Genomic DNA, 13,504 nt, shown 5'->3' with positions numbered 1-13,504 from the left:
TGTAGTTTATGACGCTACATTACACCATACTCAATACGAATAAAATGTTAAGCATTAAAAATTTACATGCGTCTGTAGAAGACAAACAAATATTAAAAGGGTTAAACCTAGAAGTAAAAGCTGGAGAAGTTCATGCGATTATGGGACCAAATGGTGCTGGTAAAAGTACATTAGGTAATGTATTGGCCGGACGCGAATCATATGAAGTAAGTGAAGGTTCTGCACTATTGGACGGTGTAGATTTATTGGATCTTTCACCTGAGGACCGTGCACGTGAAGGGCTGTTTTTGGCTTTTCAATATCCTGTTGAAATTCCGGGCGTATCGAATATCAATTTCTTGAAAACAGCTGTAAATGATATTCGTGAGTATAAAGGCCTTCCTCCAATGGAAGCGAAGGAATTTTTACAAATGGTAAAAGATAAGCAAAAATTGGTTGAATTTTCGGCTAATTTGGCTAACCGCTCTTTAAATGAAGGATTTTCCGGTGGTGAGAAAAAGCGTAACGAAATTTTTCAATTAGCGATGTTGAATCCGAAATTATCTATTTTGGATGAGACAGATTCTGGTTTGGATATCGATGCCCTTCGTATCGTTGCAAATGGCGTGAATCAATTGCGCTCTAAAGACAATGCTTTTATTGTTATTACACACTACCAACGTTTGTTGGATTATATCGTTCCAGATTTTGTTCACGTATTGTACAATGGCCGTATCGTGAAATCGGGACCTAAAGAATTGGCTTTGGAGCTCGAAGAAAAAGGATACGATTGGTTAAAAGAATATGATACACAAAACGCCTAATCTTTTACCTGAGTAAATAGGATTGGAAGAGAATTTTGGCGATTTGATTAAAAAATAACATGAGTACATTAGTTTCAGAATCATTACTTCAACAAGTGTTGGGAGCTTTCAAAGAGCAAGGCGTTTCAGACGAACCTTCGTTTTTCGTGGAGGCCCGCCAACTTGCATTCGAACGTTTCGAAGCAGCAGGCTTTCCCACCGTTAAGAATGAAGAATGGAAATATACAAACATCCACAGTATTATCAATAAGCCTTATGCGCTTGATGTCGATGTGGATATCGAAGGCTTAGACTTTAGTGCAGGGGAGATTCCTCAGTTGGATGCTTACCGCATTATCTTGGTGAACGGTCAGTATGTGTTGGCGGTAAGTGAATTAGAAAATGTGAAGGGACTGTCGGTTATTCCAATGGATGAAGCCACTTCAGAGCCTGCATTTGAGAGCCATTTTGCTAAATATGCGGACAAGTCAGACAATATTATGGTCGCATTGAATACGGCTGCTTTTACAAATGGTGTTTTTATCCATTTGAAAAAGGGAGTTGTACTTGATAAACCAATACAGATTATTCATGTCGCTACAGGAAAAGAGGATTTCTTTGCACAAACACGTAATTTGATCGTTGTCGAGCCAAATGCAGAACTTGAATTGATCGAAAGTTTTATCACTGCAGCAGGTACCGCAAATAATGTGCACAATAAGGTCTCTGAGATTATCGTCAAAGAGAACGCTAAAGTACAACATTATTATTTGCAGCTCGCAGAATCTGTAAGTCGTTACTTTAATCATACAGAGGTATACCAAGAAAAAGATAGCCTTTATAATAATTACAACTGTAATTTTCCTGGCGCCTCGTTTATCCGTAACAATATCAATGTTCGCTTGGATGCAGCGCATGTGGAGAGCCATTTATATGGAATCAACTTAACTGCAGGTGATCAATTAGTCGATAATCATACCATCGTAGACCACCTTAAGCCACATTGTGAGTCTTACGAATGGTATAAAAATATTACACAGGACAAATCCGTTGCAGTTTTCAATGGAAAAATCTTTGTACGTGAGGATGCTCAAAAAACAAATGCTTTTCAGCAGAACAATAATATGCTGATGTCAGACAATTCGGCGGTTTATACCAAACCGCAATTGGAGATCTTTGCGGATGACGTAAAATGTTCACACGGATGTACCATCGGTCAGTTTGATAATGAGGCCTTATTTTATTTGAGAGCAAGAGGAATTGGTGAAGAGTCTGCCCGTATCCTGTTGGTACATGCATTTGCATTTGACGTAACTACACGTTTCTCTAATGAGGTTGTTCGCAAATATGTTGAAGAGCTTGTAGAAGAAAGCCTAAGAACAAATTAAATCCATTTAGGATCATATAGCTTTTAAAATGGCGTTTACCGATACGGTGAACGCCATTTTTATAGAAACAATTGGATCTGTGGTATCTTTCTGTGGTTTTGTACGACCATGTACTTGTCTTTATATACAATTTACGCTTATAAACCTTGGGTTTTATAGCGTGTTCGCTTTTTTCTTGTTAAGCCTCTATCGATAAATAGATGATAGTGAGTCTAAATCTTACTTATTTTTGTATTAAGGTGGCCTATTGTGCTTATTTTATGGTAATGTGCTGACCGTTCAGTATTTACAGCAGATGCTATTGCAACGGCTTTTGTTATAGCAGGACTTATTGTGGTATTGGTTGGGGTATTATATCTTTTCAATGATCCAATTAGAAGGCTGGCAAAAAAAAAGTATAATGCTATAGAATAGAAAAAGCTTCCAAATTTTGGAAGCTTTTTTAGAGCGAAAGACGAGATTCGAACTCGCGACCCCAACCTTGGCAAGGTTGTGCTCTACCAACTGAGCTACTTTCGCGTTGATGCTACAAAAGTAAGGCATTTATTCGTATTCTGCAAGAGAAAAAACAAAAAATGTTAACTTAAATTGATCGCATCAACACAATTAATACCGTCTATAGCCGCTGAAATGATGCCTCCGGCATAACCTGCACCCTCACCACAAGGGTAAAGTCCTTTGACCTGAGGGTGTTGTAAATCTTCTTTATTTCTAGGAATCCGAATCGGCGAAGATGTACGTGATTCTACACCAACCAAAATGGCTTCATTGGTATAATACCCTTTCATCTTTTTGCCAAAGATTGGCAGTGCACCGCGTAATGCTTCGTGAACAAAAGCAGGTAGCACTTCGGTGAGATCTGCAGAGGCTGTTCCGGGCTTGTAGGAGTTTTCTGGCAGATCCATCGATACACGCCCTTCGACAAAGTCGACCATACGTTGTGCGGGAGCAACAAGTTTACCGCCACCTACGGCAAAAGCCTTTCGCTCGATCTCTTTCTGAAAATTAAGTAATGCAAAAGGATCCTTATGTGCATTGGCAACGTCCTCAAGGTTAATCTGAATAACGGTACCTGAATTGGCGTGCGGATTATTTCGTTTGGATGGGGACCATCCGTTGACAACGATTTCATCTAAATCTGTTGCACAGGGAGCGATAACGCCACCTGGGCACATGCAGAATGAAAATACTCCACGGTCATTAACCTGCTCAACCAAACTATAATATGCAGGGGGTAAATGCTCGCTTCTAACCTGACAATGGTATTGCGCCTGATCAATGATTAACTGCGGATGTTCGATGCGCACACCCAATGCAAAGGCTTTGGCTTCGATCAGCCAGTTATTACGGTGAAAAAGCTCAAAAATGTCCCGTGCAGAGTGTCCTGTTGCTACGATGACGTGATCGGCCTTAATTTCTTCGCCACTGGCTAACTTGACACCTCGCACATGACCGAAAGATTCTAAAATGTCGTCGACACGTTGATCAAAATGAAATTCGCCGCCAAATTCAATAACACTCTCACGCATTGCTTCAATAATATGCGGTAGTTTATTTGTGCCAATATGTGGCCGTGCATTGACTAGAATATCTGTCGTAGCACCATGGGAGACAAAAAGATTGAGCACTTTGTCTACATCACCTCTTTTATTGGAACGTGTATATAGTTTCCCATCAGAGTAAGTTCCGGCTCCACCTTCACCAAAACAGTAGTTTGATTCGGGATTTACGATGCCTTCCCGATTCAGCTTTGCGAGATCGCGCCTACGGTCTTGGACCTTTTTACCGCGTTCGATTACAATTGGTTTGAGCCCACGCTCAATGCAGCGGATAGCCGCAAATATGCCGGCAGGGCCTGCACCAATAATAATAACGGGTTTTCCGTCTTTGACAGACTTGAAATTATTTTCGTAGATTTCAGGAACAGGCAGTTCATCGATATAGTAGATAACCCTTGCCCGGTAGACCACCTGCTTGCTTCGGGCATCAATTGAACGTTTCCGGATTTTATAACCTTTGATTTGCTGGGGTTGAACGCGTAAAGCTTTTATGCCCTGCTGTATAATGTACTGTTCGTCCTCGATCCTTTCTGGAAGTATCGCAATTTCGATTTCTTTTTGCATAGTATGAGGGCTGGGTTTTTATCCCAAAACCGAGACAAAGTTAATGATTATTGGCTATTTGGAGATTTGGAAATAAAAATATTCTTATCTTAGTAAGAGCTTGGTATATGCTTTGATAGTGTAACCGTATAATTTGAATAGTATTTAATTCTTTGAACAATGAAAATTAAAAGATTTTTGGTCGCCCTATGTGGTTTATTTGCATTAGTATCATTAAACTCCTGTGGCTACAATACGATGGTCTCACAAGATGAGAATGTTAAAGGAAAATGGGCACAAGTTGAAAATGCGTATCAACGTCGTGCGGATCTAGTTCCAAATTTGGTTAATACGGTAAAAGGAGCGGCAAAGCACGAAGAAAGTACATTGACAGCCGTTGTAGAGGCAAGAGCTAAAGCAACTTCGGTAACGATTAATGCCGATGATTTGTCTGAGGAGAATATTGCCAAGTTTCAAAAAGTTCAGGATGAATTCAGCGGTTCGTTGAGTCGTCTTTTGGCGTCGGTTGAAGCTTATCCTGATTTGAAAGCAAATCAGAACTTCTTGGAATTACAGGCACAGTTGGAAGGTACTGAAAATCGTATTTCAACAGAACGTAGATCTTACAATGAAGCGGTACAGCAATACAATACCACCGTACGTAGCTTCCCGAATAATTTAATGGCGGGTATGTTCGGATTTAAGGCGAAAGGTACATTTACTGCAGCCCCAGGTTCGGATAAAGCGCCAACGGTATCATTCTAATAATAAATTGTTAGTAATGAACAGGACGATGGATGATGCGGCTTTCGTAGAAGCACATCATCCATTTTTTTATCGTGTTTTAACTAGTTTTAGGTACTTTGAATCTGGAATAACCGTCTGGTAATCTGGTTTTGAAGTGTAAGCGTATACAGATTATGGCATTAAATTCTGAAGAACAAGAGAAGATCGTTCACGCCATTAATGTGGCTGAAAACGAGACTTCTGGTGAGATTCGTGTAGTGGTAGAAAATCATTGCCCCGATGAGGTACATGATCGTGCAACACATTATTTTTCCAAATTGGGCATGCATAAGACCACGTTGAAAAACGGTGTTCTTATCTATATCGCGCTTGAGGATCATAAATTTTCCATTATCGGCGATAAGGGAATCCACCAACGTGTAGAAAGTGATTTTTGGAACAGTACCAAAGATCTTATGGTGGCAGAGTTTCGGGTGGATCGCATTGTTGAGGGCTTGGTCAAAGGGATCGAGCATGCGGGTAAACAATTGGCAAAATTCTTTCCGCGTGAACACGATGACATCAATGAGCTTCCAAATGATATTGTTTTTGGAGACCGTTAATTGTTAAGTGACCAGCAAGAACCCCGAGCTGCTATCGCCTGTCTCGCAAATAGATTGATAAAAATTGTGATAAACCCGACTTCGGGATTCACGGAACGCCATTAGGAGCATCAAGATTGCTTAAGGCAAATAAAAATGAATAAAAGAGAATAATAGGATGAAATTTGTATCGAGATTATTTTCTCGGATTCGAATCCCTGCTATGGCTATGTTGCTTTGTCTGCTGTCGATAGCCACAGTATTGGGTCAAGATTTCCCAGAAACATCAAACAGACTTGTCAATGATTATACAAACACATTGACAGCAAGTCAGAAGCAATTATTGGAGCAGAAGCTATTGGCATTTGAGGATTCCGCATCTACGCAAATTGCTGTGGTTATGATGAATTCTACCGGCGGCTATGATATTTCTGATTATGCAGTCCGTTTAGCGAAAAAATGGGGTATTGGGAATAAAAAGTATAATAACGGTATTCTGTTGTTGGTAGCGCTGGGAGATCGTGCGGTAACTATTCAAACAGGTTATGGTATAGAAGGGGCTGTCCCCGATGCCATTGCATATCGTATTATTGAAAATGATATCAAGCCGGCTTTTCGTCAGGGAGATTACTACAAAGGAGTCGACGATGCGACCAGTTCCCTAATTTCCTACACAAAAGGCGAATACAAAGCTGATCCAAAACAACCGAAAGGAAAGGGATCAGGTTCGGTGATGTTTGTCATTATTATTGTGATATTCTTGATTGTTATTTTCTCCAATCGCGGTGGCCGCGGTGGCGGTGGTGGCGGTCGTGTGATGAATGGACGTGGCGCTTCTGATATCTTTTGGTGGACATTGCTGAATGGTCTTGGCGGCGGTGGCGGCCGAGGTGGCGGCGGTGGCTTCGGCGGCGGCTCAGGTGGCGGTTTTGGCGGTTTCGGTGGCGGTGATTTTGGCGGTGGCGGTGCTTCAGGACGTTGGTAACAACTTTGCTAAATAATGTTAAATAGGACGACAGTGAAACGGAAATGTTTTACATTTATGGGAAGTATATAATTATGAAAAAGGGAATATTAATGGGTTTAAGCTTTTTACCAGCCTTGTTAATGGCACAAGAAAGCTACACGGTTACAGGAAAGGTAAACACGACGTCGGACAAAGCGAAAGTGTTTATGCAATATGCTGGCAACAATGGAACTCGCCAGACAGATTCAGCAACGGTTGTAAAAGGTGAGTTTAAGTTCAATGGACAGGTGGCTTCGCCAACGAAGGGTATGATGATCTATTCACCGGAAGGCTTATCTTTCGCTGAACTTAGAAATAGTCAAAAGCAGCCTGAAACAGCACAGCTGTATCTTTCTAAAGGAGTTATCAAAGTCGATGCAACCAAAGGGTTCAAAAATGCAACCGTCTCAGGTACAGCGCTCAATGATGATCTGACGCAGTACAAGGCTTTTGTGAAACCTCATACAGATGCGTTCGAGGCGTTGAACCAACAATATTATGCGGCTTCGGAGACGCAAAAACAGGATCCTAAATTCATCGAAGGTCTGCAAAAACAGGCTGGTGAGATTTCCGAAAAAATGGAAAAAGCAGATGCTGAATTTATTAACAAAAACCCAAAAAGCTGGTACACGTTGGATTTGTTGTCTGAGAATGTCAGCGGTGAGAACGTCAATGAATATGTGACTTCTTTTGAGAAATTGTCTCCTGAATTGAAAAATTCTGAAAAAGGGAAGGAATTGGCTGAGCGTATCCAGAAATTGAAAGCAGTTGCTGTTGGTTCGGTAGCGCCTGACTTCACATTGCCAGACACAACAGGAAAGAATATTTCCCTATCTTCTTTAAGAGGTAAATATGTTTTATTGGATTTTTGGGCAAGCTGGTGTGGTCCTTGTCGCCATGAAAATCCGAATGTCGTTGCGGCTTTCAATAAATTCAAAGACAAAGGATTTACCGTGTTTGGTGTTTCTTTAGACAATCCGGGTAAAAAAGATGCTTGGGTGAAAGCTATTCATGATGATAATTTACAACAATGGCCACACGTTTCGGACCTACAGGGTTGGAAATCGGCTCCGGTCAAGTTGTACGAAGTACGTGGTATTCCGCAAAACTTCTTAATCGATCCTTCAGGTAAAATTGTAGCATCAAATTTAAGAGGTGAGGCTTTGGAGGCTAAGTTAGCTGAATTGCTAAAATAAATCGGTATATAACTGCCATTAGGCATTTGAATAACCCCTAATTGTTATACTCAGGTGAGCTGGGTCTACAATTAGGGGTTTCTATTTAATAATAGCTGTCCTGATCAACCTGCGCTTTCATCGTTACTGCGCTAGCGGCTGTGATAACGTGGAGGGAATTCACTAACTTCGCCTGCTGCTATAGCGAATGATCACTTGGAACTACTATATCCTCGTGTACAATCCAACTAGGGGATGATGAATCCTGAGTTTTAAACAAGTTGAGCAATGGGATTTCTAAAGCAATTGTGGCAATAAAAATTATATAGATGAAGAAAACAGTAATTTTGGGCATATTCTTGGGGACGGTTCTTGCTTCCTGCAGTGGCGATCAGGGTAAGGGGATTCCCGTTGTCAACCTAGAGGCATTGCATGCCATTCCTTTGGATCATGCTATTGATCAATTGGCTAAAGACACGACTTTTATCGATGTCACGCTGCCGCCTAATGCCAGAATCGATCAGTTATCGCAACAGGAGCTGGGCCAACTAAAAGCTGCTGCATATCGTTTTTATCAGCATGTTACACTGGAAAATAATCAATACCGTGTTGATCTCAAAGATCCTAAGGTATTGCACTTATCGGAACAGGTTGTGAAGGCCTACGAACAGGCGATCAGCAACACGAATCATTTTGCTGACTCGATGGCGAAAGCAGGCCAAGCCATTCAATTACCTCCGGTATCTGAAGAGTACCTCAATAATTTGCTTAAATAACAACTGTGCCGGATATGGTACTATTGTGGCTTTAGGTAACATGATAGTTTAGGTGTCAGGCCTTTGCCTAAAGGGTTTGGACAATCTAGCAACGAAAGGCATAAAAAAAGAGTATACATCACAGTGTATACTCTTTTTTTATTGTTAGTTAAGAATAACTTATATCACTTACAAAGAAAGGATTTCAATGATACGAAGTAGGTCTTCATTCATTTTTACGTTATGCTTGATGGCACTCTTAAAAGGAGTGAATCTTACTTCACTGCAAATCAGTCCGGCCATTTCACCCCTGCGACCTTGTAGTAAAGCCTCTACGGATGCCACTCCAAGTCTGCTGGCTAACACGCGATCCATGCATGTTGGGCTTCCGCCGCGTTGGATATGTCCTAAAATTGATAATCTAACATCGTAATGCGGAAAATTTTCCTTGATTTTTTCCGAAACAACCATGCCGCCTTCTTTGTCACCTTCAGCAACAATAATAATGCGGGATGATTTATTTTTACGGGATTTGTCAAGTCTTTTCATGATCGCATCATAGTCTACCTCGAACTCAGGAACCAGAACTGCTTCGGCACCGGTACTGATACCAGAGCGAACGGCGATAAGTCCAGAGTCGCGGCCCATCACTTCGATCACAAAAAGTCTATCATGAGACTCGGCGGTGTCGCGAATTTTGTCTACGGCTTGGATAACTGTATTAATGGCTGTATCATAACCAATCGTAAAGTCTGTGCCGGCCAAATCGTTATCAATTGTGCCCGGAAGACCGATGATCGGAAAATCGAATTCTTCTATAAACTTGGACGCACCGGTAAATGTACCGTCGCCACCGATGACAACCATGGCATCAATACCGTGGCTGCGTAAATTTTCATAAGCCTGTTTACGTCCTTCAATAGTTTTGAAGGCCTCGCTACGGGCTGTTTTTAGGATAGTACCACCACGTTGTATGATATTGGCTACAGATTTAGCATCCATGGGGATAATCTCACCATTAACTAGACCATCATAACCTCTGCGTACGCCAAATACTTCAAGATTATTGTAGATACCCGCTCTAACAACAGCACGGATACCAGCATTCATTCCTGGAGCATCTCCTCCAGATGTCAAAACAGCAATTTTTTTAATGTTACTCATACGTACTCAAACTTAGCTATTTTTAAGCGTATATACAATTATATTTCCGTTATTAGAAGTTGCCGATAACGCTATTAAGAACAAGCAATAGCTTTTTTAAGTGCAATTCATCTAAGCGTGAGCTAAAGATAATGCAAATTTAATAATTGCTTTTTCTCATGTATCATTCCAGACGGATATCTCCAGCGTATACAGCCTATTTTTTTGCCTTAAAGGCATCAATTCCGCTCTGTAAAAATGCAGTATATTCCGCGACATTATAGTTTGCGCCCGTTTTTGGAACTAAAACTGTTCCTGATGCATCGACGATGACATAGAGTGGTTGCGAATTACTGTCGAAAGCTGATGCTTGGAAATCACTGTTTTTATTACCTATGGTTTTGATTTTTTTGCCACTATATTTTGAAACGAATTGTTCGTTTGCCGGTAATTCTGTTTTATCATCGACAAACAATTCGGCCATAATAAATTCTTCCTTCAGTAGTTTGGCAACCGCGGGATCAGTCCAGACATTTGCCTCCATTTTTCGACAATTGACACAGTTCCAGCCTGTAAAATCAATTAATACCGGTTTATTCTGTTCTTTTGAAGCTGCGAGAGCCTCTTCATAATCATAATAAGGATCAAATCCTTTTGGTGTACCACGTTCGTGAAAAATCTCCGCGTATTTTTTAACCTTACCATCATTGTGTGAAGGAGCGGCTGCTATTCCTGCCGACAGGTCAAAGTCCTGTGTTGCCGAAGGTGGCAAGAAGGCTGAAATCGATTTTAGGGGAGCTCCCCACAGTCCCGGTACCATATAGATAACGAAGGAAAATACAATGATAGCGAGAATAGTTCTCGGTACAGAGAGGAATTTTAATTCGCTGTCATGTGAAAACTTGATCTTTCCAATAAGATATAAGCCCATCATACTAAAAATGGCAATCCATAGCGATAAGAACACTTCTCGATCCAGCCAATTCCAATGGTAAGCCAAATCTACATTTGATAAGAATTTCAGCGCTAGTGCGAGCTCTAAGAAGCCAAGTACAACCTTCACCGAATTTAGCCAACCGCCAGATTTTGGTAGGGATTTTAACATCGAAGGGAACATCGCAAATAAGCCAAAAGGAATTGCAAGTGCTATAGAAAAACCGAGCATCCCGACTGCTGGACCTAAGCGTTCTCCTTTTGAGGCCGCTTCGACCAATAAGGTGCCAATAATGGGGCCAGTACAGGAAAAAGATACCAGTGAAAGGCTGAATGCCATAAAGAAAAGCCCTACAAGACCGCCTTTGTCGGATTTGGCATCCATTTTATTGACGAAAGAACTTGGTAACGTGATTTCAAAAGCACCAAAAAAGGACGCGGCAAAAACAACCAATAAGAGGAAGAATAGGAAATTAAATACCCCATTTGTCGATAAAGCATTCAAAGCATCCGAACCAAACGAAATGGTAATAATCATTCCTAAAGCGACATAGATCACAATGATGAAGAGACCATATAGAAGTGCCTTGCTGATACCGCTTGCGCGGCTTCCGGCCTGTTTTGTAAAATAGCTTACGGTAAGTGGGAGCATTGGGAATATACAAGGCATGAGCAGCGCTGCGAAGCCGCCAACTAATCCAGCAATAAAGATACTCCAAAGTGATTTTTTCCCTGATTCTTGATTCCCTGAGGAAGCGTTTGCCTTAGTTGGAACTATTTTACTGCTATCTTGACTAACCATCGTGTCAGGTGAAGCTGTAAAATTTAGATCCTCGGGTACCGCTTCAACAGCAGTAGCTGTATCCGGTGATGATTCAAATTGAAGCCCTTCTGTACTTGTTAAACTATCTTGTGCTGAGGCAAAAGTTGCTGTAGTTAAAGAAAGGCTGAAAAAAGCAATTAAAAGTAGAATGAATGTGTTTTTTAACATGCGTATGAATTTCTGATGTTATGGTCAAAAATAAAAAAAGGCGATGAGAATCGCCTTATTAATTTATCCGTGTAGAATCATTTTTACTATTTGATTGTCACAGCAAAAGCATATTCGTCTGGAGGAAGACATTGTGATGCATCACATGCTTGCCATTCGACAGTACCTTTAACGGTGGCAGTTCCTTTGTTTAAAGTTACTTTTTGTTGGAAAATTACCTCGTTTGTAAAATAACCAACATCCATCTTAAATACATCCTCATGTTTTACTTTTGGTTTCGGCTCTGCAGTTTTACCGACCAGTGCATAATCAGCAGCTTTGGCGAAGGTGAAAGAAGTTGGAATTGGCCCGCCATCTTTCACATTTTGTGAATAAATGTGCCATCCATTTTGAATTGTCGCTTTTACATAAACTACAGCTTCTTTATTATTTAACTTTTTGCTGGCCACAGTCCATTTTACAGGTTTGTGAATCTGAGCGAATGCTCCCGTAACTGCAAAAATTACCACAGTCATTAACAGTATTAACTTTTTCATCAGAATTTAATTTGTTCTTTCCTTTTTCACTACAATGATTGCAGTGTGTTCTTGTTCTTTGATGCTTCGGGTGAATAAAGGTTTAATCACGCTGTTGACAAATTTAGAACAAAGGTATGACAATTCTAAAATGGGTTATCCTTTTTTTGTAAAGATTAAGTAATAAGATGTGTAATTTCTTTGATATCAAATTCGCGCAAGGTGTCTTCCAAAAGAACCAGTAGCTTCCCGTCATTAGACACCTGTTGGATAATACCGGTCTTCTTGGAGCCGTCGACTAGGAATGGTCTTTCTTCACCTCTCCAAAACAATAACGCGTTGTAGCGGTTTAACTGATATTGAGCGCCCTCCTTATACAGGTTCAGGTACTCCTGTTGGATCACTTGGAATAACTCCTGTGCCAGTTCCTTGATGTTGTAATCCTGTCGATCGGTCAGGCAGGCGAGCGAGGTTATTGTTGTTGCTGTGTCAAAATTAAGTTGATTAATATTTACACCAATGCCAATAATTGCGTGCTCCATTTTACTGCCTTTTAATTTATTTTCTATTAAAATGCCTGTTATTTTCTTTGAATTGACGTAAATATCATTGGGCCATTTCACGGCTACAGGCTGCTCGGTTTTGCTTTTCAGCCAATTGACGGTTGCAATGGCGATTGTGGCGGAAAGTGCAAATTGTTCCGCTATTGGCAGGAAATGAGGCTTTAAGAGGATAGATGTCGTTAGGTTTTTCCCTGGTTCACTGACCCAGGAGCTTCCGCGCTGCCCCTTGCCCTGAAATTGTTCTTCTGCTAAAATGGCAGTCCCCTCAGCTAGTGGCTTGAAATTTGACAATAATTCCCTGAGATAATCGTTTGTAGAGGCGACTTTGTCAAGATATATTGCATTTTGACCGATGATAAGTCCCGAAATATTGTTATTTTGCAAACTGAAAGTATTAAATAAATATTAAGTCAAAACTATCACATTTTTTAATGAGTAAAAATAAAAGTTCAGAATTGTCCCAACGTCTATCAGAAATTATCGTTTATGGTATGCAAGAAAAGAAAGCAAACGAGATCGTTCGCTTGGATTTAAGAGATCTTCACAGTTCTGTTTCCGATTATTTTGTGATTTGTCATGCCGACTCTAACATTCAGGTGAATGCGATAGCAAAGAGTGTCGAAGAAGAAGTCTATAAGGCATTTGGTCAAGAACCCCAATATAAAGAAGGACAATCCAATGGTGAATGGTTGATTTTGGATTTTGTGGATGTGGTTGTACATATCTTTAAGACCGAAAAAAGAGCGCATTATGGTATCGAGGATTTATGGGGAGATGCAGAAGTACAGCATTTCCAAAGCGCTTAATTGTTCTCAACGAAAAA

13 protein-coding genes and 1 tRNA gene are annotated in these 13,504 nt (G+C 40.6%); 8 read left to right on the top strand and 6 right to left on the bottom strand.

Features of this window, described 5'->3' with window-relative positions:
* Positions 1–44 precede the first annotated feature (44 nt).
* Positions 45–803, top strand: a complete 759-nt coding sequence (gene sufC / locus CBM24_RS26110) for a Fe-S cluster assembly ATPase SufC (RefSeq protein ID WP_046673119.1) — start codon at positions 45–47, stop codon at positions 801–803.
* Between the two features lie 59 nt (positions 804–862).
* The gene (sufD, locus tag CBM24_RS26105; protein ID WP_088163280.1) at positions 863–2,170 is read left to right on the top strand and encodes a Fe-S cluster assembly protein SufD; all 1,308 of its coding nucleotides are present in this window, start codon (positions 863–865) and stop codon (positions 2,168–2,170) included.
* A gap of 446 nt (positions 2,171–2,616) precedes the next feature.
* Here sufD and CBM24_RS26100 read toward each other — a convergent pair.
* A tRNA-Gly gene (locus tag CBM24_RS26100) sits at positions 2,617–2,689 on the bottom strand.
* A gap of 59 nt (positions 2,690–2,748) precedes the next feature.
* Complete coding sequence (locus CBM24_RS26095; RefSeq protein WP_088163279.1) at positions 2,749–4,293, bottom strand: NAD(P)/FAD-dependent oxidoreductase; 1,545 nt, start codon at positions 4,291–4,293, stop codon at positions 2,749–2,751.
* A gap of 165 nt (positions 4,294–4,458) precedes the next feature.
* Between CBM24_RS26095 and CBM24_RS26090 the strand changes: the two genes are divergently transcribed.
* The 5 genes from CBM24_RS26090 to CBM24_RS26070 all read left to right on the top strand — a co-directional run bounded on the left by CBM24_RS26090 (position 4,459) and on the right by CBM24_RS26070 (position 8,557).
* The gene (locus tag CBM24_RS26090; RefSeq protein ID WP_046673163.1) at positions 4,459–5,037 is read left to right on the top strand and encodes a LemA family protein; all 579 of its coding nucleotides are present in this window, start codon (positions 4,459–4,461) and stop codon (positions 5,035–5,037) included.
* Between the two features lie 155 nt (positions 5,038–5,192).
* Positions 5,193–5,621, top strand: a complete 429-nt coding sequence (locus CBM24_RS26085; RefSeq protein WP_075990259.1) for a TPM domain-containing protein — start codon at positions 5,193–5,195, stop codon at positions 5,619–5,621.
* Between the two features lie 202 nt (positions 5,622–5,823).
* A complete protein-coding gene (locus CBM24_RS26080; RefSeq protein ID WP_088163278.1) occupies positions 5,824–6,585 on the top strand; it encodes a TPM domain-containing protein in 762 nt (253 codons plus the stop codon).
* A gap of 74 nt (positions 6,586–6,659) precedes the next feature.
* The gene (locus CBM24_RS26075) at positions 6,660–7,802 is read left to right on the top strand and encodes a TlpA disulfide reductase family protein (protein ID WP_088163277.1); all 1,143 of its coding nucleotides are present in this window, start codon (positions 6,660–6,662) and stop codon (positions 7,800–7,802) included.
* Positions 7,803–8,110: 308 nt separating this feature from the next.
* Positions 8,111–8,557 carry a hypothetical protein gene (locus CBM24_RS26070; RefSeq protein WP_088163276.1) on the top strand — a complete coding sequence of 149 codons (447 nt, stop codon included), beginning with the start codon at positions 8,111–8,113 and terminating at the stop codon, positions 8,555–8,557.
* A 168-nt stretch (positions 8,558–8,725) separates the two neighbouring features.
* Here CBM24_RS26070 and pfkA read toward each other — a convergent pair whose 3' ends face one another.
* From pfkA to CBM24_RS26050, 4 genes are all read right to left on the bottom strand, one after another.
* Positions 8,726–9,700 carry a 6-phosphofructokinase gene (pfkA, locus tag CBM24_RS26065; protein WP_075990255.1) on the bottom strand — a complete coding sequence of 325 codons (975 nt, stop codon included), beginning with the start codon at positions 9,698–9,700 and terminating at the stop codon, positions 8,726–8,728.
* A 196-nt stretch (positions 9,701–9,896) separates the two neighbouring features.
* The gene (locus tag CBM24_RS26060) at positions 9,897–11,603 is read right to left on the bottom strand and encodes a protein-disulfide reductase DsbD family protein (protein WP_088163275.1); all 1,707 of its coding nucleotides are present in this window, start codon (positions 11,601–11,603) and stop codon (positions 9,897–9,899) included.
* A gap of 86 nt (positions 11,604–11,689) precedes the next feature.
* Positions 11,690–12,139: a protein-disulfide reductase DsbD domain-containing protein gene (locus CBM24_RS26055; RefSeq protein WP_198386001.1), complete on the bottom strand. Its 450-nt coding sequence runs from the start codon at positions 12,137–12,139 to the stop codon at positions 11,690–11,692.
* Between the two features lie 155 nt (positions 12,140–12,294).
* A complete protein-coding gene (locus CBM24_RS26050) occupies positions 12,295–13,065 on the bottom strand; it encodes a biotin--[acetyl-CoA-carboxylase] ligase (RefSeq protein WP_232475638.1) in 771 nt (256 codons plus the stop codon).
* Between the two features lie 47 nt (positions 13,066–13,112).
* Here CBM24_RS26050 and rsfS point away from each other — a divergent pair, with 47 nt between their 5' ends.
* Positions 13,113–13,487 (top strand): ribosome silencing factor, encoded by a 375-nt coding sequence (gene rsfS / locus CBM24_RS26045; protein WP_046673130.1) that lies wholly within the window; start codon positions 13,113–13,115, stop codon positions 13,485–13,487.
* Positions 13,488–13,504: the final 17 nt, after the last annotated feature.

It is taken from the genome of Sphingobacterium sp. G1-14 (genome assembly GCF_002196555.1).
GTDB lineage: Bacteria > Bacteroidota > Bacteroidia > Sphingobacteriales > Sphingobacteriaceae > Sphingobacterium > Sphingobacterium siyangense.
Note: the sequence above shows the minus strand (reverse complement) of the source record. Positions and strands in the feature narration are given on the sequence as shown.

Excerpts from the sequence above, each read along its gene's own strand:
- CBM24_RS26060 (WP_088163275.1), bottom strand. The coding sequence starts at position 11,603 with ATGTTAAAAAACACATTCATTCTACTTTTAATTGCTTTTTTCAGCCTT.
- CBM24_RS26080 (WP_088163278.1), top strand. The coding sequence starts at position 5,824 with ATGGCTATGTTGCTTTGTCTGCTGTCGATAGCCACAGTATTGGGTCAA.
- CBM24_RS26055 (WP_198386001.1), bottom strand. The coding sequence starts at position 12,139 with ATGAAAAAGTTAATACTGTTAATGACTGTGGTAATTTTTGCAGTTACG.
- CBM24_RS26095 (WP_088163279.1), bottom strand. The coding sequence starts at position 4,293 with ATGCAAAAAGAAATCGAAATTGCGATACTTCCAGAAAGGATCGAGGAC.
- sufD (WP_088163280.1), top strand. The coding sequence starts at position 863 with ATGAGTACATTAGTTTCAGAATCATTACTTCAACAAGTGTTGGGAGCT.
- sufC (WP_046673119.1), top strand. The coding sequence starts at position 45 with ATGTTAAGCATTAAAAATTTACATGCGTCTGTAGAAGACAAACAAATA.
- CBM24_RS26085 (WP_075990259.1), top strand. The coding sequence starts at position 5,193 with ATGGCATTAAATTCTGAAGAACAAGAGAAGATCGTTCACGCCATTAAT.
- pfkA (WP_075990255.1), bottom strand. The coding sequence starts at position 9,700 with ATGAGTAACATTAAAAAAATTGCTGTTTTGACATCTGGAGGAGATGCT.
- rsfS (WP_046673130.1), top strand. The coding sequence starts at position 13,113 with ATGAGTAAAAATAAAAGTTCAGAATTGTCCCAACGTCTATCAGAAATT.
- CBM24_RS26075 (WP_088163277.1), top strand. The coding sequence starts at position 6,660 with ATGAAAAAGGGAATATTAATGGGTTTAAGCTTTTTACCAGCCTTGTTA.
- CBM24_RS26070 (WP_088163276.1), top strand. The coding sequence starts at position 8,111 with ATGAAGAAAACAGTAATTTTGGGCATATTCTTGGGGACGGTTCTTGCT.